Source organism: Enterobacter cloacae complex sp. 677-3DZ2D5B, from assembly GCF_004136695.1.
Lineage (GTDB): Bacteria > Pseudomonadota > Gammaproteobacteria > Enterobacterales > Enterobacteriaceae > Enterobacter > Enterobacter hormaechei_C.
Genome location: NZ_QFLS01000019.1, coordinates 83,702 through 110,285, shown reverse-complemented (window position 1 = coordinate 110,285; position 26,584 = coordinate 83,702). Strand labels below are relative to the sequence as shown.

General features: G+C 56.4%; 21 protein-coding genes and 1 rRNA gene. 14 read left to right on the top strand and 8 right to left on the bottom strand.

Going from position 1 to position 26,584, the window contains the following annotated elements; translation table 11 throughout:
• Positions 1–132 precede the first annotated feature (132 nt).
• From rrf to aceK, 5 genes are all read left to right on the top strand, one after another.
• Positions 133–248 (top strand): 5S ribosomal RNA (gene rrf, locus DD597_RS22580).
• A 224-nt stretch (positions 249–472) separates the two neighbouring features.
• Positions 473–1,402 (top strand): homoserine O-succinyltransferase, encoded by a 930-nt coding sequence (gene metA, locus DD597_RS22575; protein ID WP_003860360.1) that lies wholly within the window; start codon positions 473–475, stop codon positions 1,400–1,402.
• 269 nt (positions 1,403–1,671) lie between these two features.
• A complete protein-coding gene (gene aceB / locus DD597_RS22570; RefSeq protein ID WP_003860359.1) occupies positions 1,672–3,273 on the top strand; it encodes a malate synthase A in 1,602 nt (533 codons plus the stop codon).
• Positions 3,274–3,304: 31 nt separating this feature from the next.
• The gene (gene aceA, locus DD597_RS22565; protein WP_003860356.1) at positions 3,305–4,609 is read left to right on the top strand and encodes an isocitrate lyase; all 1,305 of its coding nucleotides are present in this window, start codon (positions 3,305–3,307) and stop codon (positions 4,607–4,609) included.
• A gap of 51 nt (positions 4,610–4,660) precedes the next feature.
• Positions 4,661–6,397, top strand: coding sequence for a bifunctional isocitrate dehydrogenase kinase/phosphatase (gene aceK / locus DD597_RS22560; RefSeq protein ID WP_129256601.1), 1,737 nt, complete (start codon positions 4,661–4,663; stop codon positions 6,395–6,397).
• Between the two features lie 37 nt (positions 6,398–6,434).
• Here the strand turns inward: aceK and iclR are convergent, their stop codons facing one another.
• Positions 6,435–7,265, bottom strand: coding sequence for a glyoxylate bypass operon transcriptional repressor IclR (gene iclR, locus DD597_RS22555; RefSeq protein ID WP_129256600.1), 831 nt, complete (start codon positions 7,263–7,265; stop codon positions 6,435–6,437).
• A gap of 193 nt (positions 7,266–7,458) precedes the next feature.
• Between iclR and metH the strand changes: the two genes are divergently transcribed.
• Positions 7,459–11,142: a methionine synthase gene (metH, locus tag DD597_RS22550; protein ID WP_129256599.1), complete on the top strand. Its 3,684-nt coding sequence runs from the start codon at positions 7,459–7,461 to the stop codon at positions 11,140–11,142.
• Positions 11,143–11,258: 116 nt separating this feature from the next.
• A complete protein-coding gene (locus tag DD597_RS22545; protein ID WP_003860350.1) occupies positions 11,259–12,890 on the top strand; it encodes a Na/Pi cotransporter family protein in 1,632 nt (543 codons plus the stop codon).
• Here DD597_RS22545 and DD597_RS22540 read toward each other — a convergent pair.
• Together DD597_RS22540 and DD597_RS22535 are read right to left on the bottom strand one after the other, a co-directional pair.
• Positions 12,887–13,174: an addiction module antidote protein gene (locus DD597_RS22540; protein ID WP_032610152.1), complete on the bottom strand. Its 288-nt coding sequence runs from the start codon at positions 13,172–13,174 to the stop codon at positions 12,887–12,889. The two genes, DD597_RS22545 and DD597_RS22540, sit on opposite strands and share 4 nt — an antisense overlap.
• A 6-nt stretch (positions 13,175–13,180) precedes the next feature.
• Positions 13,181–13,477, bottom strand: a complete 297-nt coding sequence (locus tag DD597_RS22535; RefSeq protein WP_129256598.1) for a type II toxin-antitoxin system RelE/ParE family toxin — start codon at positions 13,475–13,477, stop codon at positions 13,181–13,183.
• A 197-nt stretch (positions 13,478–13,674) separates the two neighbouring features.
• Here DD597_RS22535 and rluF point away from each other — a divergent pair, with 197 nt between their 5' ends.
• Complete coding sequence (rluF, locus tag DD597_RS22530; protein WP_022646725.1) at positions 13,675–14,547, top strand: 23S rRNA pseudouridine(2604) synthase RluF; 873 nt, start codon at positions 13,675–13,677, stop codon at positions 14,545–14,547.
• Here the strand turns inward: rluF and DD597_RS22525 are convergent, their stop codons facing one another.
• From DD597_RS22525 to lysC, 3 genes are all read right to left on the bottom strand, one after another.
• Complete coding sequence (locus tag DD597_RS22525; protein WP_003860346.1) at positions 14,548–14,820, bottom strand: DUF3811 domain-containing protein; 273 nt, start codon at positions 14,818–14,820, stop codon at positions 14,548–14,550.
• Positions 14,821–14,870: 50 nt separating this feature from the next.
• Positions 14,871–15,815, bottom strand: a complete 945-nt coding sequence (panS, locus tag DD597_RS22520) for a ketopantoate/pantoate/pantothenate transporter PanS (RefSeq protein ID WP_022650218.1) — start codon at positions 15,813–15,815, stop codon at positions 14,871–14,873.
• Between the two features lie 93 nt (positions 15,816–15,908).
• Positions 15,909–17,258 carry a lysine-sensitive aspartokinase 3 gene (lysC, locus tag DD597_RS22515; RefSeq protein ID WP_129256597.1) on the bottom strand — a complete coding sequence of 450 codons (1,350 nt, stop codon included), beginning with the start codon at positions 17,256–17,258 and terminating at the stop codon, positions 15,909–15,911.
• A gap of 374 nt (positions 17,259–17,632) precedes the next feature.
• On the opposite strand from lysC, the gene pgi reads away from it, so the two are divergent.
• The 6 genes from pgi (at position 17,633) to psiE (ending at position 23,996) form a co-directional block, all read left to right on the top strand.
• Positions 17,633–19,282 (top strand): glucose-6-phosphate isomerase, encoded by a 1,650-nt coding sequence (gene pgi, locus DD597_RS22510; protein ID WP_003860343.1) that lies wholly within the window; start codon positions 17,633–17,635, stop codon positions 19,280–19,282.
• Positions 19,283–19,648: 366 nt separating this feature from the next.
• A complete protein-coding gene (gene yjbE / locus DD597_RS22505; protein WP_003860341.1) occupies positions 19,649–19,891 on the top strand; it encodes an exopolysaccharide production protein YjbE in 243 nt (80 codons plus the stop codon).
• Positions 19,892–19,954: 63 nt separating this feature from the next.
• The gene (locus DD597_RS22500; RefSeq protein ID WP_003860339.1) at positions 19,955–20,593 is read left to right on the top strand and encodes a YjbF family lipoprotein; all 639 of its coding nucleotides are present in this window, start codon (positions 19,955–19,957) and stop codon (positions 20,591–20,593) included.
• Entirely contained in the window at positions 20,590–21,327 is a 738-nt protein-coding gene (locus tag DD597_RS22495) for a capsule biosynthesis GfcC D2 domain-containing protein (protein WP_023315215.1), read from the top strand. The genes DD597_RS22500 and DD597_RS22495 overlap by 4 nt, the downstream gene beginning before the upstream one ends.
• Positions 21,327–23,423: a YjbH domain-containing protein gene (locus DD597_RS22490; protein ID WP_003860333.1), complete on the top strand. Its 2,097-nt coding sequence runs from the start codon at positions 21,327–21,329 to the stop codon at positions 23,421–23,423. The genes DD597_RS22495 and DD597_RS22490 overlap by 1 nt, the downstream gene beginning before the upstream one ends.
• A 162-nt stretch (positions 23,424–23,585) precedes the next feature.
• Entirely contained in the window at positions 23,586–23,996 is a 411-nt protein-coding gene (gene psiE / locus DD597_RS22485; RefSeq protein WP_000202963.1) for a phosphate-starvation-inducible protein PsiE, read from the top strand.
• A 96-nt stretch (positions 23,997–24,092) separates the two neighbouring features.
• Here the strand turns inward: psiE and malG are convergent, their stop codons facing one another.
• Both malG and malF read right to left on the bottom strand, forming a co-directional pair.
• Positions 24,093–24,983, bottom strand: a complete 891-nt coding sequence (malG, locus tag DD597_RS22480) for a maltose ABC transporter permease MalG (protein ID WP_003860332.1) — start codon at positions 24,981–24,983, stop codon at positions 24,093–24,095.
• Between the two features lie 14 nt (positions 24,984–24,997).
• Positions 24,998–26,542 (bottom strand): maltose ABC transporter permease MalF, encoded by a 1,545-nt coding sequence (gene malF, locus DD597_RS22475; protein WP_032608243.1) that lies wholly within the window; start codon positions 26,540–26,542, stop codon positions 24,998–25,000.
• Positions 26,543–26,584 lie beyond the last annotated feature (42 nt).

Below are 26,584 nucleotides of genomic sequence, written 5' to 3'. Positions count from 1 at the left end.
GGTGTGTAAGCGCAGCGATGCGTTGAGCTAACCGATACTAATGAACCGTGAGGCTTAACCTTACAACGCCGAAGCTGTTTTGGCGAAGAGACAGACACGATTTTCAGCCTGATACAGATTAAACAGAATTTGCCTGGCGGCTTTAGCGCGGTGGTCCCACCTGACCCCATGCCGAACTCAGAAGTGAAACGCCGTAGCGCCGATGGTAGTGTGGGGTCTCCCCATGTGAGAGTAGGGAACTGCCAGGCATCAAACAAGAAGAACCCCGTACCGTAAGGTGCGGGGTTTTTTGCTTTTGTTTTTCTCCCTCTCCCTGTGGGAGAGGGCCGGGGTGAGGGCACCAAACCGCACCGTCCCCTCCTTGAAACTTTCTCACCTTACGCTTGCAGGCTCGACATTAACCCCGTTTCTGGGTATCGTTAGCTGTCTGGATGTCTAAACGTTTATACGTATGCTGTGAGGATTTAAGGTTATGCCGATTCGGGTGCAGGACGAGCTACCAGCCGTCAATTTCTTGCGTGAAGAGAATGTCTTCGTAATGACAACTTCGCGTGCTTCTGGTCAGGAAATTCGCCCGCTGAAGGTGCTGATCCTTAATTTGATGCCAAAGAAGATCGAAACAGAGAACCAGTTCTTGCGTTTGCTCTCCAACTCTCCGCTTCAGGTTGATATCCAGTTGCTGCGCATTGACGCGCGTGAGTCACGCAACACGCCTGCTGAGCATCTGAATAACTTCTACTGTAATTTTGAAGATATTCGCGATGAGAACTTCGATGGATTGATCGTCACCGGCGCACCGCTGGGTCTGGTGGAATTTAATGACGTTGCCTACTGGCCACAGATCAGGCAGGTGCTGGAGTGGGCAAAAGATCACGTCACGTCCACCTTGTTTGTCTGTTGGGCGGTACAGGCCGCATTGAATATCCTGTATGGTATTCCCAAGCAAACCCGCAGCGACAAACTTTCTGGCGTATACGAACACCACATCCTTCACCCGCATGCGCTGCTGACGCGTGGTTTCGATGACACTTTCCTGGCCCCGCATTCTCGCTACGCCGATTTTCCGGCACAGCTGATCCGAGATTACACCGACCTGGAAATCCTGGCCGAAACGGAAGACGGCGATGCCTACCTGTTCGCCAGTAAAGACAAACGCATCGCGTTCGTTACCGGCCATCCTGAGTACGATCCGCATACCCTCGCGGCAGAGTATTTTCGTGACGTTGAAGCGGGTCTGAATCCGGATGTCCCGTACAACTATTTCCCGAAAAACGATCCACAAAACACGCCTCGGGCAACCTGGCGTAGTCATGGAAATTTGCTGTTTACCAACTGGCTCAACTATTACGTCTACCAGATTACGCCGTACGATCTTCGCCACATGAATCCGACGCTGGAGTAATCGTCTGCATTAAACGATCCTAAAGCGTTTCAGCTATTCAGATCAGGCACCTTCGGGTGCCTTTTTTATTTCCGAAATCCTGTTCAACATACCAGGAAACTTTAACTCTATAGTAATCATGAAGTTGCGTTGCAATTAAAATTAAAATGGAAATTGTTTTTGATTTTGGAAAAATTATAGATAGTCTTAATTCTGCTGAGCGAAAACTACACAACGATCTTTCGCTCGCGTCGGGGGCGTGATTTGGATCTTTGATGAGGAGCAGAACGATGACTCAACAGGCAACAACGGTCGATGAACTGACCTTTACCCAGCCGAATGGTGAGCAAGAACAGCAAGTTTTGACGGCAGAAGCGGTAGAGTTTCTGACTGAACTGGTGACTCGCTTTACGCCACAGCGTAATAAACTGCTGGCGGCGCGCATTCACCAACAGCAGGGGATCGATAACGGCAAGTTGCCAGGATTTATTTCGGAAACTGCTTCCATTCGTCATGGTGATTGGAAAATCCGCGGAATCCCTGAAGATTTACAGGATCGTCGTGTGGAGATCACCGGCCCGGTAGAGCGCAAAATGGTGATCAACGCCATGAATGCCAACGTCAAAGTCTTTATGGCCGATTTTGAAGACTCGCTGGCACCGGACTGGCAGAAAGTTATCGACGGGCAGATCAACCTGCGCGACGCCGTCAATGGCACCATCAGCTATACCAACGAAGCCGGTAAAATTTACCAGCTCAAACCGAATCCGGCGGTGCTGATCTGTCGCGTACGCGGTCTGCATTTGCCAGAAAAGCACGTCACCTGGCGCGGAGAAGCGATTCCGGGCAGCCTGTTCGACTTTGCGCTGTACTTCTTCCACAACCATAAAAACCTGCTGGCGAAAGGCAGCGGCCCCTATTTCTATCTGCCGAAAACCCAGTCCTGGCAGGAAGCGGCGTGGTGGAGTGAAGTTTTCAGCTACGCAGAAGACCGCTTCAGCCTGCCGCGCGGCACCATTAAAGCCACGCTGCTGATTGAAACCCTGCCTGCCGTATTCCAGATGCATGAGATCCTCCATGCGCTGCGTGACCATATTGTGGGCCTGAACTGCGGCCGCTGGGATTACATCTTCAGCTACATCAAAACGCTGAAAAACCATGCCGACCGGGTATTGCCGGATCGTCAGGTTGTGACTATGGATAAACCGTTCCTCAGCGCCTACTCGCGCCTGCTGATTAAGACCTGTCACAAACGCGGCGCCTTTGCGATGGGCGGCATGGCGGCCTTTATCCCGAGCAAAGATGCTGAGCGTAACAACCATGTGCTCAACAAGGTGAAAGCCGATAAAGAGCTGGAAGCCCGTAATGGCCACGACGGGACGTGGATTGCCCATCCTGGTCTGGCCGATACGGCGATGGAAGTCTTTAACCGCGTACTCGGCGACAACAAAAACCAGCTGTTTGTCACCCGTGAAGATGATGCGCCCATCGCAGAAGAACAGTTGCTGGCGCCGTGTGCGGGCGAACGCACGGAAGAGGGGATGCGCGCCAATATTCGCGTCGCCGTGCAGTACATCGAGGCATGGATCTCCGGCAACGGCTGCGTGCCGATTTACGGCCTGATGGAAGATGCCGCCACGGCGGAAATTTCACGTACCTCCATCTGGCAGTGGATCCACCATCAAAAAACGCTCAGCAACGGCAAACCGGTAACCAAAGCCCTGTTCCGTCAGATGCTGGCCGAAGAGATGCGGGTCATCCAGGACGAACTGGGCGAGCACCGCTTCAGCAGTGGGCGTTTTGACGATGCTGCACGTCTGATGGAGCAAATCACCACCTCTGATGACTTAATCGACTTCCTGACCCTGCCGGGCTACCGCTTCCTGGCGTAATTCACCACATAACAATATGGAGCATCTGCACATGAAAACCCGTACCCAACAGATCGAAGAGTTACAAAAAGAGTGGACCCAACCGCGCTGGGAAGGCATTCGCCGCCCGTACAGCGCAGAGGAAGTGGTGAAGTTACGCGGCTCGGTTAACCCGGAATGTACGCTGGCGCAGAACGGCGCGGCGAAAATGTGGGATCTGCTGCACGGGGGAGCTAAAAAAGGCTATATCAACAGCCTCGGCGCACTGACTGGCGGTCAGGCATTGCAGCAGGCGAAGGCCGGCATTGAGGCTATCTATCTTTCCGGCTGGCAGGTCGCGGCGGATGCTAACCTTGCCTCCAGCATGTATCCGGATCAATCTCTTTATCCGGCGAACTCGGTGCCGTCAGTGGTGGATCGGATCAACAATACCTTCCGCCGTGCGGATCAGATCCAGTGGGCTGCGGGTATCGAACCCCACGATCCGCGTTTTATCGACTATTTTCTGCCGATCGTCGCCGATGCGGAAGCCGGTTTCGGCGGCGTGCTGAACGCCTTTGAGCTGATGAAATCGATGATTGAGGCCGGTGCAGCAGCCGTACACTTTGAAGATCAGCTGGCGTCGGTGAAGAAGTGCGGGCATATGGGCGGGAAAGTACTGGTGCCAACCCAGGAAGCGATCCAGAAGCTGGTTGCCGCGCGTCTGGCTGCTGACGTGCTCGGCGTGCCGACGCTGGTGATTGCCCGTACCGATGCGGACGCGGCGGACCTGATCACCTCTGACTGCGACCCGTATGACAGCGAATTCATTACCGGCGAACGTACCAGCGAAGGGTTCTATCGCACGCATGCCGGTATTGAACAGGCGATCAGCCGCGGCCTGGCGTATGCCCCTTACGCCGACCTGGTCTGGTGTGAAACCTCCACGCCGGATCTGGCGCTGGCGAAGCGCTTTGCCGATGCGATTCATGCGAAGTATCCGGGCAAGCTGCTGGCCTATAACTGTTCGCCGTCCTTCAACTGGCAAAAGAATCTGGACGATACCACCATCGCCAGCTTCCAGCAGCAGCTGTCGGATATGGGCTACAAGTACCAGTTCATCACCCTGGCGGGTATCCACAGCATGTGGTTCAACATGTTCGACCTGGCGCATGCCTACGCGCAGGGCGAAGGCATGAAGCACTACGTTGAGAAGGTGCAGCAGCCAGAATTTGCGGCAGGCAAAGAGGGATATACCTTCGTTTCGCACCAGCAGGAAGTGGGAACCGGCTACTTCGATAATGTGACCACGATTATTCAGGGCGGGGCCTCCTCCGTCACGGCATTAACGGGCTCAACGGAAGAAGCACAGTTCTAATCTTTTCCCCCTCTCCCCCCTCGGGGAGAGGGTTGGGGTGAGGGGGAATATATGTCGCGTGGTCTGGAATTACTGATTGCCCAAACTATTTTGCAGGGCTTCGATGCCCAATATGGCCGCTTTCTGGAAGTCACCTCCGGCGCGCAACAGCGTTTTGAGCACGCCGACTGGCATGCGGTTCAGCAGGCCATGAAGCAGCGTATCCATCTTTATGATCACCATGTAGGTCTGGTGGTGGAGCAACTGCGCTGTATCACCGACGGTAAAAGCCCGGATGCGGATTTTTTACTGCGCGTGAAAGAGCATTACACCCATCTGTTACCCGACTACCCGCGCTTCGAGATTGCGGAGAGCTTTTTCAACTCCGTCTATTGCCGGTTATTTGACCACCGCTCATTATCTCCTGAGCGGTTATTTATCTTCAGCTCCCAGCCGGAGCGCCGCTTCCGTACCATTCCGCGTCCGCTGGCGAAAGATTTCTTTCCCGATCGCGGCTGGGAAAAGCTCCTGCACCGCGTCTTAACGGATTTGCCGCTGCGCCTGCCGTGGGAGAATAAACCCCGGGATATCGGCTATATCCACGCGTATCTCAGTGAAACCTTCGGCGAGGAGGTGCTCAGCCGCAGCCATTTGCAGGTTGCCAACGAGCTTTTCTACCGGAATAAGGCCGCCTGGCTGGTGGGCAAACTGGTTACGCCGACAGCCATCGTGCCGTTTCTGCTGCCCATTCACCGTACCGACGACGGCGAACTGTTTGTCGATACCTGCCTGACTACCAGCGCTGAGGCCAGTATCGTATTTGGCTTCGCCCGTTCCTATTTCATGGTCTATGCCCCACTGCCTGCCGCCCTGGTGGAGTGGCTGCGCGAGATCCTGCCGGGCAAAACCACCGCCGAGCTGTACATGGCGATTGGCTGTCAGAAGCATGCCAAAACGGAAAGTTATCGGGAATACCTGCGTTATGTCACCACGGCTGATGAGCAGTTTATCGAAGCGCCGGGGATCCGCGGCATGGTGATGCTGGTTTTTACGCTGCCGGGCTTCGACCGGGTCTTTAAGGTGATTAAGGATAAATTCGCGCCGCAGAAAGAGATGAGCGCCGCGCACGTTCGCGCCTGCTATCAGCTGGTTAAAGAGCACGACCGCGTTGGGCGCATGGCGGATACCCAGGAGTTCGAAAACTTTGTGCTGGATAAGCAGCAGATCGATCCGGCACTCATGGCGCTTTTACTGCAGGAAGCACCCGCCAAAATCACCGATCTTGGCGATAAAATCGCGATCAGCCATCTCTACATTGAACGACGCATGGTGCCGCTGAATATCTGGCTGGAGCAGTCCGAGGGGCAGGCTTTAAGAGATGCGATTGAAGAGTACGGCAACGCGATTCGCCAGCTTGCCGCCGCCAATATCTTCCCGGGCGATATGCTGTTTAAAAACTTCGGCGTCACCCGTCACGGGCGGGTGGTGTTCTACGATTACGACGAAATTTGCTACATGACCGAGGTGAACTTCCGCGATATCCCACCGCCCCGCTACCCGGAAGATGAGCTTTCCAGCGAGCCGTGGTACAGCGTTTCGCCGGGCGATGTGTTTCCCGAAGAGTTTCGACACTGGCTGTGCGCCGATCCGCGCATCGGGCCGCTATTCGAAGAGATGCATGCTGATCTGTTCCGCGCCAGCTACTGGCGGGGACTGCAAACGCGGATCAAAAACGGGCACGTGGAAGATGTGTACGCTTACCGCCGCAAGCAGCGGTTTTGCATCCGGTTTTCAGAGGGCATCATGTAGGCCGGGTAAGGCGAAGCCGCCACCCGGCAATGCATGCTTAACGAATCCCACCGTACGCCAGCGTGACCTCTTTCGCCGCCTTAATCACCAGCGCACCCAACTCAGTGACCCGATCGTCGGTCATACGTGAAATCGGCCCGGAGATAGAGATGGCGGCAAACGGCTCGCGGTGCTCGTCAAAAATGCAGGCTGCGATACAGCGCAGGCCGAGGGCGTGCTCCTCATCGTCAAACGAATAGCCGCGCTTGCGGGTCAGGGCCAAATCTTCTTTCAGATGCACCGGCGAAACCAGCGTGGCGTGGGTATAGGCATGCAGTCCTTTACGGTGCAGCAGCCCCGTCACCTGCTCCTCGGTCAGCTGCGAGAGGAACGCTTTACCCGCCCCTGAGGCATGCATCGGCAGCTTGCCGCCAATCGGCGCGGACATGCGCATCAGCTGCGTGCATTGCACCTGGTCGATGATAATCGCCTGATGGTCGCTCTGGTCGAGCACGGCCAGATTCACGGTCTCGCCCGACTCTTCCATCAATTTGCGCAGAATCGGGTGCACAATCGCCAGCAGGTTACGGCTCTGCAGGAAGCTGCTGCCCACGATAAACGCATGCGCGCCCACCGCCCAGTGCCCCAGCTCGCCTACCTGGCGGACAAAGCCCAGCTGCTGCATGGTGGTCAGCAGGCGGTGCGTCGTGGAGTTCGGCAGGCCAGCCTGCTGGGCCAGCTCCGTCAGGGCCACGCTGCTGTGCGACTCGGCTATCCACTCCAGCAGCTTCAGACCGCGCGTGAGCGATTGAACCTGTCCACCCTGTTGTGCGGCAGCGGTGGTGGCAGCAGGTTTTCTGCCGCGTTTAGCGGGAACGGTCGTAACCATGACGAACTCCTTTTTCTGTATCGTGGAAATCATTTTCGTTTTATTTGGTGGTTTTGCAACCGCTTTCCTGACTGATCGGAGGAGTGATAGTGAACATGTCTCATGTTACCGCTGTGTGACTTTTCGACCCTGCGAGATTATGCCAGTATGGAACGCAGCCTTTTGGCCATGTTGAGCGTTGTCGGGAGCAAGTGTGAGCAGCAAAGTAGAGCAACTGCGTGCGCAGTTAAATGAACGAATTCTGGTGCTGGACGGCGGCATGGGCACCATGATCCAGGGTTATCGCCTGAGCGAAGACGATTTCCGCGGCGAGCGCTTTGCCGACTGGCCTTGTGACCTGAAAGGGAACAACGACCTGCTGGTGCTCAGCAAGCCGTCCGTGATCAAGGATATCCACAACGCCTACTTCGAAGCGGGTGCGGATATCGTTGAAACCAACACCTTTAACTCGACAACCATCGCCATGGCGGATTACCAGATGGAATCCCTGTCGGCGGAGATCAACTTTGAAGCCGCAAAGCTTGCGCGCGCCTGCGCCGACGAGTGGACGGCCCGCACGCCGGACAAGCCGCGCTACGTTGCCGGGGTGCTTGGCCCAACCAACCGCACCGCGTCGATTTCTCCGGACGTGAACGACCCGGCGTTTCGGAACATCACGTTTGACCAGCTGGTGGCCGCGTATCGGGAGTCCACTAAAGCGCTGGTGGAAGGCGGCTCCGACCTGATCCTGATTGAAACCGTATTCGACACCCTCAACGCCAAAGCGGCAATTTACGCGGTAAAAGAGGAGTTCGAGTCGCTGGGCGTCGACCTGCCGATCATGATTTCCGGTACCATCACCGATGCCTCGGGGCGCACGCTTTCCGGCCAGACAACCGAAGCGTTTTATAACTCTCTGCGCCATGCCGAAGCGCTCTCCTTCGGCCTGAACTGCGCGCTGGGGCCGGACGAGCTGCGCCAGTACGTGCAGGAGCTTTCCCGTATCGCGGAATGCTACGTCACCGCCCACCCGAACGCCGGTCTGCCGAACGCGTTTGGTGAGTACGATCTGGATGCCGACACCATGGCGGCGCAAATCCGCGAATGGGCTGAATCTGGTTTCCTCAACATCGTCGGCGGCTGCTGCGGCACCACGCCTGAGCATATCGCCGCCATGAGCAACGCCGTGGCCGGATTGCCGCCGCGCAAGCTGCCCGAACTGCCGGTTGCCTGTCGCCTGTCCGGCCTGGAGCCGTTGACCATCGGCGACGACAGCCTGTTTGTGAACGTGGGTGAACGTACTAACGTTACCGGTTCTGCGAAGTTCAAGCGCCTGATCAAAGAAGAGAAGTACAGCGAAGCGCTGGATGTTGCTCGCCAGCAGGTGGAAAGCGGCGCGCAGATTATCGATATCAACATGGACGAGGGGATGCTCGACGCCGAAGCGGCGATGGTGCGTTTCCTCAACCTGATTGCCGGTGAGCCGGATATCGCCCGCGTGCCGATCATGATTGACTCCTCCAAATGGGACGTCATCGAAAAAGGGCTGAAGTGCATTCAGGGCAAAGGCATCGTTAACTCTATCTCAATGAAAGAGGGGGTCGATACCTTTATCCACCACGCGAAGCTGGTGCGTCGCTACGGGGCCGCCGTGGTGGTGATGGCCTTCGATGAAGTGGGTCAGGCCGATACCCGCGAGCGCAAGATTGAGATTTGCCGCCGCGCGTACAAAATTTTGACCGAAGAGGTGGGCTTCCCGCCGGAAGACATCATCTTCGACCCGAACATCTTCGCCGTCGCGACCGGCATCGAAGAGCACAACAACTACGCCCAGGACTTCATCGGCGCGTGTGAAGACATTAAACGCGAACTGCCGCATGCGCTGATCTCCGGCGGCGTGTCAAACGTCTCGTTCTCGTTCCGCGGCAACGACCCGGTTCGTGAGGCGATCCACGCCGTGTTCCTCTATTATGCCATCCGCAACGGGATGGACATGGGGATCGTCAACGCCGGCCAGCTGGCAATTTACGACGATCTGCCAGCCGAGCTGCGCGACGCCGTAGAAGACGTGATCCTCAATCGTCGTGACGACGCCACCGAACGCATGCTGGATCTGGCGGAAAAATACCGCGGCAGTAAATCTGACGAATCAGCCAACGTTCAACAGGCCGAATGGCGCTCCTGGGATGTGAATAAGCGTCTGGAATACTCGCTGGTAAAAGGCATTACCGAGTTTATCGAGCAGGATACTGAGGAAGCGCGTCAGCAGGCCGCCCGTCCGATTGAAGTGATCGAAGGGCCGCTGATGGACGGCATGAACGTGGTCGGCGATCTGTTTGGCGAGGGCAAAATGTTCCTGCCGCAGGTGGTGAAATCCGCCCGCGTCATGAAACAGGCGGTGGCGTATCTGGAACCCTTTATCGAAGCCAGCAAAGAGAAGGGCTCCAGTAACGGTAAAATGGTCATCGCCACCGTGAAGGGCGACGTACACGACATCGGCAAAAACATCGTTGGCGTGGTGTTGCAGTGTAATAACTACGAAATTATCGATCTTGGCGTGATGGTCCCGGCGGATAAAATCCTCAGGACCGCGCGCGAAGTGAATGCGGATTTGATTGGTCTTTCCGGGCTGATTACGCCGTCGCTGGACGAAATGGTCAACGTGGCAAAAGAGATGGAGCGCCAGGGCTTCACCATTCCACTGCTGATTGGCGGGGCAACCACCTCGAAAGCCCACACGGCGGTGAAAATCGAGCAGAACTACAGCGGGCCGACGGTGTATGTCCAAAACGCCTCGCGCACCGTGGGCGTGGTCTCCGCGCTGCTGTCTGACACCCAGCGCGATGACTTTGTCGCCCGCACCCGCAAAGAGTATGAAACCGTCCGCATTCAGCATGGACGTAAGAAACCGCGCACGCCGCCGGTTTCGCTTCAGGCGGCGCGCGAAAACGATCTGGCGTTCGACTGGTCCAGCTATACGCCGCCGGTCGCACACCGTCTGGGCGTGCAGGACGTGACGGCCAGCATCGAAACGCTGCGTAACTACATCGACTGGACGCCGTTCTTCATGACCTGGTCGCTGGCGGGCAAATATCCGCGCATTCTTGAAGATGAGGTGGTGGGCGAAGAGGCGAAGCGCCTGTTTAAAGATGCTAACGACATGCTCGACAGGCTGAGCGCAGAGAAAGCCCTCAACCCGCGCGGCGTGGTGGGGCTGTTCCCGGCGAACCGCGTGGGCGACGACGTGGAAATCTACCGCGATGAAACCCGCACCCATGTGCTGGCCGTGAGCCACCATCTGCGCCAGCAAACCGAGAAAGTGGGCTTTGCCAACTACTGCCTGGCGGATTTCGTCGCACCGAAACTCTCCGGTAAAGCCGACTATATCGGCGCCTTTGCCGTAACCGGCGGTCTGGAAGAAGACGCGCTGGCGGATGCGTACGACGGGCAGCACGATGATTACAACAAAATCATGGTGAAAGCGATTGCCGATCGCCTGGCGGAAGCCTTTGCCGAGTATCTGCACGAGCGCGTACGTAAGGTGCACTGGGGCTACGCGGCGAATGAGAACCTCAGCAACGAGGAGCTGATCCGCGAAAACTACCAGGGCATTCGTCCGGCACCGGGGTATCCGGCGTGTCCGGAACATACCGAGAAGGGCACTATCTGGAAACTGCTGGACGTAGAAGCGCATACGGGCATGAAGCTCACCGAGTCATTTGCCATGTGGCCGGGCGCGTCCGTTTCCGGCTGGTACTTCAGCCATCCGGGCAGCAAGTACTTCGCCGTGGCACAGCTTCAGCGCGATCAGATTGAGGATTACGCTCTGCGTAAAGGCATGAGCGTGTCAGAGGTGGAACGCTGGCTGGCGCCGAATTTAGGCTACGACGCAGACTAACGTCACTTTTCCTTACAACAAACAGGGCACCGCTATGGTGCCTTGTCTCTTTCTTACGTTTAAACCCTTATACTGAACCTCAGGAAAACGAATAACGATAAGGAGGAATGCCTACCGTGTTGACGTTGTTACACCTGCTCTCCGCAGTCGCACTGCTGGTATGGGGCACCCATATCGTTCGTACCGGCGTGATGCGTGTGTTTGGCGCACGTTTACGTACCGTTCTCAGCGGCAGCGTTGAGAAGAAGCCGCTCGCCTTCTGCGCGGGTATTGGCGTCACGGCGCTGGTGCAAAGCAGCAACGCCACCACCATGCTCGTCACCTCGTTCGTGGCGCAGGATCTGGTGGCGCTCGCCCCGGCGCTGGTGATTGTCCTGGGCGCCGACGTCGGTACCGCGCTGATGGCGCGTATCCTGACGTTCGATCTCTCCTGGCTGTCGCCGCTGCTGATTTTTATCGGCGTCATTTTCTTCCTCGGCCGTAAGCAAAGCCGTGCCGGGCAGCTTGGCCGCGTCGGTATTGGCCTCGGGCTGATCCTGCTGGCGCTGGAGTTGATTGTGCAGGCTGTCACGCCGATCACCCAGGCCAACGGTGTACAGGTCATCTTCGCCTCGTTAACCGGCGATATTATGCTGGATGCGCTGATCGGCGCAGTATTCGCCATCGTCAGCTACTCCAGCCTGGCAGCGGTCCTGCTGACGGCGACCTTAACCGCCGCAGGGGTCATTTCCTTCCCGGTGGCGCTGTGCCTGGTGATCGGTGCCAACCTCGGCTCTGGCCTGCTGGCGATGCTCAACAACAGCGCCGCCAACGCTGCCGCCCGCCGCGTGGCGCTGGGGAGTTTGCTCTTCAAGCTGGTGGGTAGCCTGATCATTCTTCCGTTTGTGCACCCGCTGGCGAACCTGATGGACAATCTCTCTCTGCCGAAAGCGGAGCTGGTGATCTACTTCCACGTCTTCTACAACCTGGTGCGCTGCCTGGCGATGGTGCCGTTTGCCGCGCCGATGGCCCGCTTCTGCGAGCGGCTAATTCGTGATGAACCGGAGCTGGACGCGCGCCTTAAACCGAAGCATCTGGACACCTCTGTGCTGGACACGCCCGCGCTGGCCATCGCCAATGCCGCCCGCGAAACGCTGCGCATGGGTGACGCGATGGAAACCATGCTGGAAGGGTTGCAAAAGGTGATGCACGGCGAGCCGCGCGAAGAAAAAGAGTTGCGCAGGCTGGCGGACGATATCAACGTGCTGTATACCGCCATCAAGCTCTATCTGGCGCGGATCCCCCAGGACGAGCTGGCGGAAGAGGAATCCCGCCGCTGGGCGGAAATCATTGAGATGTCGCTTAACCTGGAGCAGGCTTCGGATATTGTCGAGCGTATGGGTAGTGAAATCGCGGACAAATCCCTGGCAGCACGTCGGGCGTTTTCTGTGGAAGGGCTGAAGGAGCTGGAAGCGCTGCACGAACAGCTGGTCAGCAACCTGAAGCTGGCGATGTCGGTCTTCTTCTCCAGCGACGTGCCGAGCGCGCGCCGCCTGCGCCGCAACAAGCATCGTTTCCGCATCCTTAATCGCCGCTACTCGCACGCCCACGTTGAGCGTCTGCATCAGCAGAACGTGCAGAGTATCGAAACCAGCTCGCTCCATCTGGGGCTGCTGGGCGATATGAAACGTCTCAACTCGTTGTTCTGCGCGGTGGCGTACAGCGTGATGGAGCAACCGGATGAAGATGACGAGCGGGATGAGTATTAATCCCCAGAGGGTTTGATTGTTAACCCAAGGCCCAATGCTTTCATGACCGCCAGCGTGGTTTTGAGCGTTGGGTTCCCCTTATCACTGAATGATCGATACAGTTGTTCTCGTGACAGGCCCGTTTGCAGGGAAATAGTCGACATCCCTTTCGCTCGGGCGATGACGCCCAGCGCTTTAGCAATGTACGCTGAGTCACCCGTCTCTAATGCATCAGCCATAAACACAGCGATTTCCTCGTCATCCACCAGTGCGTTGGCTGGATCGTAGGGTGTTAATTTATGCATGCTCATTCACTCCTGCCATTGGGATACATTGCTCAGCATTTTTGCCATAAGTATGTCTCTGCTGCTTTTGTCACCACCACATAACAGCACGATGATGCAATTGCCCTGGTCCTTAAAATAGACTCTGTAGCCCGGGCCAAAGTGGATCCTCAGTTCACTGATACCTTCCCCCACGGGTCTAATGTCGCCCGCTAAGCCATTTGCCAGCCTAAAGAGGCGGGAAGCGATAATCGTCTTTGCCCGCCTGTCCTTTAAATTTTGCTCCCAGCGTCGGAAGGATTCTGTCTGAACGATCTCCTTCATATTACTCCCTGTGATTTATAAACTACAAGCAATTGTCTCTGGAGAGTAAAGCTAAAAGGAGTTAGCTCAAGGATAAATAGCCTGACGCTAAATCCTGAAAGCGTCTCGCAAACTAAAAAACCCGTCTCAGTAACCGTCGGCTAATCTTTTTTTCCAGCCCAAACCTAAGGTATATTTCGCCCTTCACAGGAGAAACTATGCTGCCAACTCAATCAACCCGATTAAACAAATACATTAGCGAGAGCGGGATCTGCTCACGTCGCGAGGCTGACCGTTACATTGAACAGGGTAACGTGTTTCTTAACGGCAAACGCGCCACCATTGGTGATCAGGTGGTACCTGGCGATGTGGTGAAAGTGAATGGTCAGGTCATCGAACCGCGTGATGCCGAAGACCTGGTGTTTATCGCGTTGAACAAACCGGTTGGGATTGTCAGCACCACGGAAGATGGCGAGCGGGACAACATTGTTGATTTCGTGAACCATAGCAGCCGCATTTTCCCGATTGGCCGTCTGGATAAGGACTCTCAGGGGCTGATTTTCCTCACCAACCACGGCGATCTGGTCAACAAAATTCTGCGTGCCGGTAACGACCACGAGAAAGAGTACATCGTGACGGTGAACAAGCCGGTGACGGACGAGTTCATTCGCGGGATGGGCGCAGGCGTGCCGATTCTGGGCACCGTGACGAAGAAGTGTAAAGTCAAAAAAGAAGCGCCGTTCGCGTTCCGCATCACGCTGGTTCAGGGCCTGAACCGCCAGATCCGCCGCATGTGCGAGTACTTCGGTTATGAAGTGACGAAGCTGGAACGCACGCGCATCATGAACGTCAGCCTGTCCGGGATCCCGCTGGGCGAGTGGCGTGACTTAACGGATGACGAGCTGATCGAGCTGTTCAAGCTTATCGAAAACTCCTCGTCCGAAGCGAAGCCGAAAGCCAAAGCCAAACCGAAAACGCAGGCGATTAAACGTCCGGTGGTGAAGGCACCGCAGGCAGAAGAGAAAGGGCGGGGCAAGCCGGGTAACGGAAAACGCTTTACCCAGCCGGGGCGCAAAAAGAAAGGGCGCTAATTAGCGCCTTCCACGGGTTGATGTATTGGCGGACCAGGAAAAGGTCGCCTCTGCATCCGGCTTATAAGCCTGCTCTTTTTTCAGCTTGCGGGCTTTTTTCGCCGCAGCCTCACGTTGCGCCATCAGCTTGTCGATGTACTCTTTTTTAACCTGATTGGTTTCGGCGTTCGTCAGCGTGCGGCCATGCGCGATGCGGGCGCGGTCGAGAAGCGTTTTAAGTTCGCGCTGCTCGGCTTCGGTCATGTCTTTCTGGGTCAAACGTGGTGTAGCCATTGCTGAAGCCTCCTGATGGGGAGGCTTCAGTGTAAAGCAAGCCGGGACAATTAACCCTGTTTCACCGCATCTTTTTTCGGTTGGTCATCAATCGGCTTACCGGACCAGTACCCTGCTAACAGCGAACCGGACAGGTTATGCCAGACGGAGAACAGCGCCCCCGGTAGCGCTGCCAGCGGTGAGAAGTAAATTTTACCCAGCGCCGCCGCCAGGCCGGAGTTCTGCATCCCCACTTCGATCGCCAGCGTGCGGCAGGTGGATTCGTCAAAGCCAAACAGCTTCCCGCCCCAGTAACCGCCCAGCAGACCAATAGTGTTATGCAGCACAACCGCGACGATCACCACAAAGCCCACCGAAGCAATGTGCGATGCGGAACCGGCTACCACGGCGCTGATAATGGCCAGTATGCAGATCATCGAAAACGCGGGCAGATACGGCTCAACCGCTTTTACCACCCGCGGGAAGAGATGGTGGATCACCAGCCCCAGCGCAATCGGGATCACCACGATTTGCAGGATGCTGAGCAGCATGCCCATCACGTCCACCTGGATATGTGCGTCCACGTACAGGCGGGTTAACAGAGGCGTGGCAATCACGCCCACCAGCGTGGAAACGGACGAGATGGTGACGGAAAGCGCCACGTCGCCTTTCGCCAGATAGATCATGACGTTAGATGCCGTGCCGCTGGCGACGCTCCCCACGAGCACCATCCCGGCGGAAAGGTCGGGCGGCATCTTAAAGGCCATCGCCAGCAGCCAGGCCGCGAGCGGCATCACCAGGTAGTGCAGGAAAATCCCTGCGGCAACCGGCGCCGGGCGAGACAGCACGCGTTTGAAATCGTCAATTTTCAGATGCACGCCCATGCCGAACATAATCAGCATCAGCAGCGTGGTGACCCACGGACCAATGCCCGTGAACGTGGCAGGAGTGTAATACGCGAGTACAGAGAGCAGCAGCGCCCATAACGGGAACAGCCGGGTGATAGCGGAGAGCATAGTGAATTCCTTGCAGTATTGTCGTGTTGTTTTGTTATAAAAAAGCCGGGTCTGTGCCCGGCTTATTGATATTGTTTATCGTGCTAACGAATTTTATTCAAACAAATTCTGATGAAGTTTCTGCACGACCTGCTCGGCCTGATCGGCAGGGACCAGGAAGCAGAGGTTGTAGCTGGACGCGCCGTAGCAAATCATGCGGATATTGAACGGGTCGAGCACGCCGAACACCTCTTTACCCACGCCACAGGCGCGCGACAGCTTGTTGCCGATGATGGCCACCAGCGCCAGGTCTTCTTCCACTTCCACACGGCACAACTCGGAAAGCTCAATCAGCAGCGACTGCGTCAGCAGGGTATCACCCGTTGAGGTTGAACCGGTGGTGTCCAGCGTCAGCGCAATACTCACTTCGGAAGTGGTAATCAAATCTACAGAGATATTGTGGCGCGCCAGGATGCCAAACACTTCTGCCAGGAAGCCGCGGGAATGCAGCATATTATGGCTGTGCAGGGTAACCAGCGTCTGCTTACGACGCAGGGCCAGCGCGCGGAACAGCGGCGGGTTCTCGGTTTTCTTGCAGACCAGCGTCCCGCCCGCCTTTGGATCTTTACTGGAGCCAACGAAGACCGGAATGTCGCTGCGCACGGCGGGCAGCAGCGTGGCCGGGTGCAGCACTTTCGCGCCGAAAGTCGCCATTTCAGCCGCTTCTTCAAAGGCGATCACGTCAATACGTTTTGCCGCAGAGACCACGCGCGGGTCGGTGGTGTAAATTCCCGGCACGTCCGTCCAGATATCCACGCGGGTGGCGTGCAGGGCTTCACCCAGCAGGGCGGCGGTGTAGTCGCTACCGCCACGGCCCAGCGTGGTTGTGCGCCCTTTGGCTTCGCTGCCGATAAAGCCCTGGGTGATCACTATGCCTTCATCCAGGCGCGGGGCAAGCTGCTGGTTAGTCAGCTCAGCCAGGACTTCCACGTCCGGCTCGGCGCGGCCAAAGCGGTCGCTGGTGCGCATGACTTTACGCACGTCGAACCACTGCGCCTGAATATTGCGCTCGCGCATGATCTCAACGAACAGCAGGGTAGACATTAATTCACCGTGGCTGACCAGCTCATCGGTCAGGGCGGTAGAGGTTGCCAGCGACGCGGCTTCGGCCAGAGTGGTGATATTTTCCAGCAGGCGTTCCACTTCCTCACGAATGACGTTCGGGTTTTGCAGACGCTCGAGAATGTCGAACTGAATTTTGTGCAGTGCATCCAGCTTCACGAAACGCTCGGTCGCTTCCAGTCCTTCAGACAGAGAAACCAGCAGGTTCGTCACGCCGGCTGAGGCGGAAAGTACCACCAGGCGGGTATTCGGATCGGCCAGCACCACATCGGCGCTGCGGTTCATGGCATCGTAGTCTGCCACACTGGTGCCGCCAAACTTGGCGACCACAAAACTCGTCATAACAACCTCGTGTCAGGGAATGAATAGAGCGACCTTGGCACAAGAATGAAGCGAGAACAGGTGCAGGCGCAAAATACGGCCCTATAAATAAAATGCGGGGGAGGTCCTGTCAATGCTGGGATTATGCGGATTTTTCATGGGGGGGTACCCCTCAGAAACAGGACTTATAACAGGCCCATATTTTATGCTCCTTTTTACCCCTTTTTGACCAACATTTCGCCACGCCGGAAGGGCGCGACAGCAGCTATACTTTTCGGGTCTTTTCACCTGCGTTTGATGCAGACCAGGGCAATGGCATAAAAACCATCACAATTTTTATTTGCAGGCGCTACAATCGACCGCAGTCACAATTCTCAAATCAGAAGAGTATTGCTATGAAAAACATCAACCCAACGCAGACCGCTGCATGGCAGGCACTACAGAAACATTTTGATGAAATGAAAGACGTCACCATCGCGGATCTGTTCGCGAAAGATGCCGATCGTTTCAGCAAGTTTTCCGCCACCTTCGATGACCTGATGCTGGTGGATTTCTCCAAGAACCGTATCACCGAAGAGACGCTGGCGAAGCTGCAAGATCTGGCGAAAGAGACTGAACTGGCAGATGCCATCAAATCCATGTTCTCCGGTGAGAAGATCAACCGCACCGAAGACCGTGCCGTGCTGCACGTGGCGCTGCGCAACCGTAGCAATACTCCAATTATCGTTGACGGCAAAGATGTGATGCCGGAAGTGAACGCGGTGCTGGAAAAGATGAAAACCTTCTCCGAAGCGATCATCTCAGGTAGCTGGAAAGGCTACACCGGCAAAGCGATCACCGACGTCGTAAACATCGGTATCGGCGGCTCTGACCTCGGCCCGTTCATGGTGACCGAGGCGCTGCGCCCGTACAAAAACCACCTCAACATGCACTTCGTGTCCAACGTCGATGGGACCCACATCGCTGAAGTGCTGAAAAAGGTGAACCCGGAAACCACGCTGTTCCTGGTGGCGTCTAAAACCTTCACCACTCAGGAAACCATGACCAACGCCCACAGCGCGCGCGACTGGTTCCTGAAAACCGCGGGCGACGAAAAGCACGTGGCGAAACACTTCGCGGCGCTGTCCACCAACGGTAAAGCGGTGGGTGAGTTCGGCATTGATACGGCGAACATGTTCGAGTTCTGGGACTGGGTTGGCGGCCGCTACTCTCTGTGGTCTGCAATCGGCCTGTCCATCATTCTGTCCGTCGGCTTCGACAATTTCGTTGAGCTGCTCTCCGGCGCGCACGCGATGGACAAACACTTCTCCACCACCGCGCCTGAGAAAAACCTGCCGGTACTGCTGGCGCTGATCGGGATCTGGTACAACAACTTCTTCGGCGCTGAAACCGAAGCGATTCTGCCGTACGACCAGTACATGCACCGCTTTGCGGCCTACTTCCAGCAGGGCAACATGGAATCCAACGGCAAGTACGTTGACCGTAACGGCAACGCGGTGGATTACCAGACTGGCCCAATCATCTGGGGCGAGCCGGGCACCAACGGTCAGCACGCGTTCTACCAGCTGATCCACCAGGGCACCAAAATGGTACCGTGCGATTTCATCGCCCCGGCGATTACGCACAACCCACTGTCCGACCACCATCCGAAGCTGCTGTCTAACTTCTTCGCCCAGACCGAAGCGCTGGCGTTCGGTAAATCCCGCGAGGTGGTTGAGCAGGAGTACCGTGATCAGGGTAAAGATCCGGCAACGCTGGAGCACGTGGTGCCGTTTAAAGTGTTCGAAGGCAACCGTCCAACTAACTCCATTCTGCTGCGCGAAATCACGCCGTTCAGCCTGGGGGCGCTGATTGCCCTCTACGAGCACAAAATCTTCACTCAGGGCGCTATTCTGAACATCTTCACCTTTGACCAGTGGGGCGTTGAGCTGGGCAAACAGCTGGCAAACCGCATTCTGCCAGAGCTGGGTGACGATAAAGCGATCGACAGCCACGACAGCTCCACTAATGGTCTGATTAACCGTTATAAAGCCTGGCGTGCGTAATAAATATGTCATGAACAATGCCGGCGATATGCCGGCATTTTTTTATCGGATAATTCCTGATGTCTGTTAGTTATCTCAAATTCTGAATCTGAGTTTAATCCGAAAAAGACGGTAACCCCGTTAATTGCTGAGGTTTATTTTAAGAAAATACGGAGTGATGCTTTAATGTTCTTATATTATAAATGCTTGATTTATAGTGATTATATATTTCCTTGATTCTTTTTTCCTTCCATTTTTAACCATTAGTCTGAAAACCTCATCCCTATTTACCCCCACGGTAAACCCACTGCTTTAGTTGTGTATACTCGAATCCGCCTGAATTTCTTTTCGGGCAAATCTCCATTCATTCATTGAAGGGAAATTGTTATGAAGAAAGTACTGTATGGCATTTTTGCCATATCTGCGCTTGCGGCGACGTCTGTCTATGCAGCTCCGGTCCAGGTCGGGGAAGCAGCAGGGTCGGCAGCGACGTCTGCGTCTGCGGGGAGTTCTACCGCAGCCAGCACCAGCGCCGTAAGTTCAGCCGTGGGTGTCGCGCTGGCGGCAACCGGTGGCGGTGATGGCTCCAATACCGGAACCACGACCACTACGACGACCAGCACCCAGTAATACCGGGTGTTTTAATCATAACCACACTTCGGTGTGGTTATTTCGCCCCTTCGGAGAAGAGTCGTGAAGCGACCTGCAATCATCCTGATTTGCCTGCTGTTGCAGGCGTGCTCAGCTACCACCAAAGGGCTGGGCCACTCACTGTGGGACAGCATGTTCGGCACGCCGGGCGTGCATCTGACCGATGACGAACTTCAGAACATGCCGTATGCCAGCCAGTACATGCAGCTAAACGATGGTCCGCAACTGTTTGTGGTGCTCGCTTTCGATGAAAACGGGCAGCAGAAATGGGTGACGCAGGATCAGGCCACCATCGTGACGCAGCATTCCCGCATCGTGAAAACGTTGCTCGGCGGCGACAACCTGCTTGAGGTGAACAACCTGGCTGAAGATCCGCTCATCAAGCCGAATCAGATTGTCGATGGCGCAAGCTGGACGCGCACGATGGGCTGGACCGAGCACAAACAGGTGCGCTACGCCACGGCCCGCTCCACCTTCCGCTGGGACGGTACGGACAGTGTCAAAGTGGGCAGCGACGAAACGCAGGTGCGCGTGCTGGATGAAGAGGTGACAACCGATCAGGCCACCTGGCATAACCGCTTCTGGGTGGACGAAGAGGGGCAAATCCGCCAGTCCTTGCAGTATCTCGGTGCCGGTTTCTTCCCGGTGAAGACCACCCTGATCAAGGCGGCGAAATCATGAAAATGTTCATCCACATTGCGCTTCTCGCCAGCCTGGCCTCGCCGCTGGCGTGGTCTGCGGGAACGGTACAGGTCTACACCCCGGACAGCGAAAAACCTAAAACCTTAACCAATGCCGGGCATCTGCTCGATCTGGTGGGGCAGCCGAGGCTGGCGAAAAGCTGGTGGACCGGGGCGGTTATCAGCGAGCGTCAGGCGACGATTGTAGCGGAACAAAAACATCAGGCGCTGCTCGCCCGACTGAGCGGGCTGGCACAACAGGAAGATGCCGACGATGCCGCGGCTATTACTAGCCTGCGTCAGCAGCTTCAGGCGGTTAAGGTGACGGGGCGCCAGAAGGTGAATCTCGATCCCGACGAAGTGCGTGTCGCGGAAAACGGCAATCCGTCGCTGGAAGGGGACTATACCCTGTGGCTTCCGGCTCAGCCTTCCACCGTCACCGTGATGGGGCTTCTCAGCAGCCCTGGCAAAAAGCCGTTTACGCCGGGCCGGGACGTGGCGAGCTATCTCGACGAGCAAAGTCTGCTCAGCGGAGCGGATAAAAGCTATGCCTGGGTGGTCTATCCGGACGGGCATACGCAGAAAGCGCCGGTGGCTTACTGGAATAAACGCCATATCGAACCTATGCCGGGCAGCATCATTTTTGTCGGTTTTGCCGACCATTTCTGGACGAAAGCGTATGACGGGCTTAATGCCGATATCCTTCGCTCCCTGATACAGCGGATACCGGAATAATGAAAAAAACCTATCTCTACAGCATGCTTGCACTGTGCGTGAGTGCCGCCTGTCATGCAGAAACGTATCCGGCACCCATCGGCCCGTCGCAGTCCGATTTTGGCGGCGTGGGCTTACTGCAAACCCCAACCGCGCGTATGGCCCGCGAGGGGGAAATCAGCCTTAACTATCGCGATAACGATCAGTACCGTTACTACTCTGCGTCCGTGCAGCTGTTCCCCTGGCTGGAGACCACGCTGCGCTACACCGACGTGCGTACAAAACAGTACAGCAGCGTAGACGCTTTCTCCGGCGATCAGACCTACAAAGACAAAGCCTTCGACGTGAAGCTGCGCCTGTGGGAAGAGAGCTACTGGATGCCGCAGGTCTCCGTTGGTGCGAAAGACATTGGCGGGACCGGCCTGTTTGACGCGGAATACATCGTGGCCAGCAAAGCCTGGGGACCGTTTGATTTCTCGCTTGGTCTGGGATGGGGCTATCTGGGTACCAGCGGCAACGTCAAAAATCCGTTCTGCTCCTACAGTGATAAATACTGCTACCGTGATAACAGCTACCAGAAAGCGGGCTCCATCAACGGCGACCAGATGTTCCACGGCCCGGCCTCGCTGTTTGGTGGTGTAGAGTATCAAACGCCATGGCAGCCGCTGCGCCTGAAGCTGGAGTACGAAGGTAATAACTACAGCGAAGATTTTGCCGGCAAAATTGAGCAGAAGAGCAAGTTTAACGTCGGCGCCATTTACCGCGTCACCGACTGGGCCGACGTTAACCTCAGCTATGAGCGCGGTAATACCCTGATGTTTGGCTTTACCCTGCGCACTAACTTTAACGACATGCGGCCGCACTATAATGACAACCCGCGGCCAAAATATCAGCCGGAGCCGCAGGATGCGATCATTCAGCACTCCGTGGTAGCGAACCAGCTGACGCTGCTGAAATATAACGCGGGCCTGGCGGATCCGAAGATCCAGACCAAAGGCGATACGCTGTATGTTACCGGCGAGCAGGTGAAATACCGCGACTCCCGCGAAGGGATCGAGCGCGCCAACCGGATCGTCATGAACGATCTGCCGGAGGGGATCCGCACGATCCGCGTGACGGAGAACCGCCTGAATCTGCCGCAGGTCACCACCGAAACCGATGTTGCCAGCCTTAAGCGTCATCTTGAAGGCGAACCGCTCGGGCATGAAACCGAGCTGGTGCAAAAACGCGTTGAGCCGGTGGTGCCGGAAACCACCGAGCAGGGCTGGTATATCGATAAATCGCGCTTCGATTTCCATATCGATCCGGTGCTGAACCAGTCCGTGGGTGGGCCGGAAAACTTCTACATGTATCAGCTGGGCGCGATGGCGACGGCGGATCTGTGGGTGACCGACCACCTGTTGACCACCGGTAGTCTGTTCGGCAACATTGCCAACAACTACGACAAATTTAACTACACCAACCCGCCGAACGATTCAAAACTGCCGCGCGTGCGTACCCGCGTTCGCGAATATGTGCAGAACGATATCTACGTGAATAACCTCCAGGCCAACTACTTCCAGTACTTCGGCAACGGCTTCTACGGCCAGGTTTACGGTGGCTATCTGGAAACCATGTTCGGCGGCGCCGGGGCAGAAGTGCTTTATCGTCCTGTCGACAGCAACTGGGCGTTTGGGGTTGATGCCAACTACGTGAAACAGCGTGACTGGCGCAGCGCGCAGGACATGATGAAGTTCACCGACTACAGCGTCAAAACCGGCCACCTGACCGCCTACTGGACGCCGTCGTTCGCGCAGGACGTGCTGGTAAAAGCCAGCGTCGGCCAGTATCTGGCGGGCGATAAGGGCGGCACGCTGGATATCTCCAAACACTTTGACAGCGGCGTTGTGGTGGGCGGCTATGCCACCATCACCAACGTTTCGCCAGACGAGTACGGGGAAGGGGACTTCACCAAAGGGGTGTACGTGTCGATTCCGCTGGATCTGTTCTCATCAGGCCCAACCCGCAGCCGTGCGGCAGTGGGCTGGACGCCGCTGACGCGCGACGGCGGTCAGCAGCTTGGACGTAAATTCCAGCTGTATGATATGACCAGCGATAAGAACATTAACTTCCGCTGATGCTTCACGCCGGGCGGCACTGCGTTTGCCCGGCCTACGGTTTTTGTAGGCCCGGTAAGCGCAGCGCCACCGGGCGAATGCGCCAAACATAAACAAAAAATATAGATCCCCGTCACATTTTTGCGTTATACAGGAACCTCGCCCTGGAGAATGAGGTGCTGTATGACATCCCTGACTCGTCCGCGCGTTGAGTTTATCTCAACGATACTCCAGACCGTACTGAACCTCGGTCTGCTGAGCCTTGGCCTGATCCTGGTCGTTTTTCTGGGTAAAGAGACGGTGCATCTGGCGGATGTGCTCTTCGCTCCTGAGCAAACCAGCAAATACGCACTGGTGGAAGGCCTGGTGGTCTACTTTCTCTACTTTGAATTTATCGCCCTGATTGTGAAGTACTTTCAGTCCGGCTTTCACTTCCCGCTGCGCTATTTTGTCTACATTGGCATCACCGCCATTGTGCGGCTGATCATCGTCGATCATAAATCCCCGCTCGACGTGCTGATCTACTCGGCGGCGATCCTGCTGCTGGTGATCACCCTCTGGCTGTGCAACTCAAAGCGGCTAAAACGCGAATAAAAAAAGGGCGCTCCGAAGAGCGCCTAACAACAGTCACAAGTTGGTTCAATACAATACGTCTAAAGTTGAGGGTTGCAGTGGCATAACAAATGAAACTTAACCTTTCACACCGCCCGCCGTCAGGCCGTTGACCAGCCAGCGCTGGGCCAGCAGGAACACCACGGTAATCGGGATGGCAGAGAGGACGGCCGCCGCGGCAAAGTCGCCCCACAGGTAGTTTTGCGGGTTGAGATACTGCTGCATACCGACGGCCAGGGTGTAGCTGTTTACATCGCGCAGTAACAGAGAGGCGACCGGTACTTCGGTGATCGCCGCGATAAACGACAGAATAAACACCACCGCCAGAATCGGCACCGACAACGGCAGCAGCACCAGGCGGAACGCCTGCCACGGTGTCGCGCCATCCAGTGCCGCCGCTTCTTCCAGCGAGCCGTCGATGGTTTCGAAATAGCCTTTAATGGTCCACACGTGCAGGGCGATACCGCCGAGATAGGCGAAGATCACGCCGCCGTGAGTGTTCAGGCCGATGAACGGCACGTACTGGCCCAGACGGTCAAACAAGGCATATAACGCCACCAGCGACAGTACGGCCGGGAACATCTGGAAAATCAGCATCCCTTTCAGCAGGGTCGCTTTGCCCGGAAAACGCATACGGGCGAAGGCGTAAGCACAGGTGGTGGAGAGCGTCACGATGCCGATGGCTGTGATGGTTGCCACCTTCACCGAGTTCCACAGCCACAGCAGCACCGGGAACGGCGGCGGTGTGACGCGGCCATCCGCGTGTTCCACGCTGAAGCCCAGCGCGAGCTTCCAGTGCTCCCAGGAGATTTCGTCCGGGATCAGGCTCCCGGTGGCGAAGTTCCCCGAACGCAGGGAGATGGCGATAACCATCAGCAGCGGGAACATGATCGCCGCGATGAAAATCAGCAGGCCTAAGTGCGTCGCGAGGAGGCGCAGTTTCTGAGATTTGGGTTGTACCATTGCCATGTTCAGTGCCCTCCTTAGTCAAATTTCATACGTGTGGCTTTCAGGTTCACAATCGCCAGGGCGCCCACCAGCAGGAAGATCAGGGTGGCAATCGCCGCCGCCAGGCCGAAGTCCTGACCGCCGCCGCCCTCGAAGGCGATGCGGTAGGTGTAGCTCACGAGCAGGTCGGTATAGCCTGCCGGCGTGGTGGTGCCGAGACGGTCCGGACCGCCGTTGGTCAACAGCTGAATCAGCACGAAGTTGTTAAAGTTAAAGGCGAAGCTGGCAATCATCAGCGGCGTCAGCGGCTTAATGAGCAGCGGCAGGGTAATTTTGAAGAAGTTCTGGAACGGACCCGCGCCGTCCATCGCCGAGGCTTCGTAAAGGTCGTCCGGGATGGCCTTCAGCAGCCCCATGCACAGGATCATCATGTACGGATAGCCCAGCCAGGTGTTCACGATGATAATCATCGAGCGAGCGGTGGTCGGGTCGCTGAACCAGGCCGGTTTAATGCCGAACAGCGCGCTCAGCATCATGTTGATTTCACCGAAGCTCTGGTTAAACAGCCCTTTGAAAATCAGAATCGAGATGAACGACGGCACGGCGTACGGCAGAATCAGCAGCACGCGGTAAATCGCTTTGCCCTTCAGGGACTCCCACTGCACGAGGCAGGCCAGCACCATGCCCACGGCCACGGTCAGGATCACGGTCAGCACCGAGAAGACCACCGTCCAGACGAAGATGGCGAAGAACGGTTTCTGGATGCCTTCGTCGGTAAACACGCGGATAAAGTTGTCCCAGCCGATGGTGACGGTATAGCCCGGGCTGAGTTTGTCATCCCCCCAGCTGCCGTCGGCATTCACCGACTGATAGAAACCGATATCGTTGTTCGGGCGGTACTTCACGCCGCTCTGGTTGTTGGTCAGCGTGCCGTCATCCGCCAGGGTATAGAGCGGTTGGGTGCCGGAGAACTGGCGCAGCGAGCTCATGATCACTTTGCTTTCGTCTGGCAGTACGGCGGTGAGCTGGGTCAGTGCCTGGCGATTCTGAGTGATGATACGCAGGTTGGCACGTTCACCTTCCGGCAGGGCCGCAGCCTCTTTTAAGGTCAGCTTCTGCTCACCGCCAAATTTGAACGCGTCGGAAAGATAGGTTTTGCCGCTCTCACCGTCAGTGAGCGCTAACTTCCACTCATCACCCGCAGGATACAGGCCGAAGTTAAAGGTTTTACCCGCCTGATAAGAACGGTCCAGAAGCACCTGGGTGGCACGCTCCTGCGCGAGCTGGTTGGTGCTGCTGTAGTTGGTAAAGGCAATCGCGATGGTGCAGATCAGCGGAAAGAGGACAAACAGCCCCATCCCGGCAACACCCGGGTAAACATAGCGCCAGGCATACGCTTTACGGTTGGCGAAAATATACAGGCCAACCGAGCTTAAAATCAGCGTCATGATGGCGAATAGGTATTCCCCTTGCACGTACATTAAAACAACAAGGTAACCCACCAGCAGACACAGCAGACCTATCACTGACCACTTCAGTGCGTCGCTTTGCCACCAGTGTTTCTTTTTAATGACATCCATGGGGTTCTTCCTCTACAACGGTGGAAACTTATCGTCAGGTGG

Bases quoted from the DNA above. Each gene is read 5' to 3' on its own strand.
- metA (WP_003860360.1), top strand. From the start codon at position 473: ATGCCGATTCGGGTGCAGGACGAGCTACCAGCCGTCAATTTCTTGCGT.
- aceB (WP_003860359.1), top strand. From the start codon at position 1,672: ATGACTCAACAGGCAACAACGGTCGATGAACTGACCTTTACCCAGCCG.
- aceA (WP_003860356.1), top strand. From the start codon at position 3,305: ATGAAAACCCGTACCCAACAGATCGAAGAGTTACAAAAAGAGTGGACC.
- aceK (WP_129256601.1), top strand. From the start codon at position 4,661: ATGTCGCGTGGTCTGGAATTACTGATTGCCCAAACTATTTTGCAGGGC.
- iclR (WP_129256600.1), bottom strand. From the start codon at position 7,265: ATGGTTACGACCGTTCCCGCTAAACGCGGCAGAAAACCTGCTGCCACC.
- DD597_RS22540 (WP_032610152.1), bottom strand. From the start codon at position 13,174: ATGCATAAATTAACACCCTACGATCCAGCCAACGCACTGGTGGATGAC.
- DD597_RS22535 (WP_129256598.1), bottom strand. From the start codon at position 13,477: ATGAAGGAGATCGTTCAGACAGAATCCTTCCGACGCTGGGAGCAAAAT.
- rluF (WP_022646725.1), top strand. From the start codon at position 13,675: ATGCTGCCAACTCAATCAACCCGATTAAACAAATACATTAGCGAGAGC.
- DD597_RS22525 (WP_003860346.1), bottom strand. From the start codon at position 14,820: ATGGCTACACCACGTTTGACCCAGAAAGACATGACCGAAGCCGAGCAG.
- panS (WP_022650218.1), bottom strand. From the start codon at position 15,815: ATGCTCTCCGCTATCACCCGGCTGTTCCCGTTATGGGCGCTGCTGCTC.
- lysC (WP_129256597.1), bottom strand. From the start codon at position 17,258: ATGACGAGTTTTGTGGTCGCCAAGTTTGGCGGCACCAGTGTGGCAGAC.
- pgi (WP_003860343.1), top strand. From the start codon at position 17,633: ATGAAAAACATCAACCCAACGCAGACCGCTGCATGGCAGGCACTACAG.
- yjbE (WP_003860341.1), top strand. From the start codon at position 19,649: ATGAAGAAAGTACTGTATGGCATTTTTGCCATATCTGCGCTTGCGGCG.
- DD597_RS22495 (WP_023315215.1), top strand. From the start codon at position 20,590: ATGAAAATGTTCATCCACATTGCGCTTCTCGCCAGCCTGGCCTCGCCG.
- DD597_RS22490 (WP_003860333.1), top strand. From the start codon at position 21,327: ATGAAAAAAACCTATCTCTACAGCATGCTTGCACTGTGCGTGAGTGCC.
- psiE (WP_000202963.1), top strand. From the start codon at position 23,586: ATGACATCCCTGACTCGTCCGCGCGTTGAGTTTATCTCAACGATACTC.
- malG (WP_003860332.1), bottom strand. From the start codon at position 24,983: ATGGCAATGGTACAACCCAAATCTCAGAAACTGCGCCTCCTCGCGACG.
- malF (WP_032608243.1), bottom strand. From the start codon at position 26,542: ATGGATGTCATTAAAAAGAAACACTGGTGGCAAAGCGACGCACTGAAG.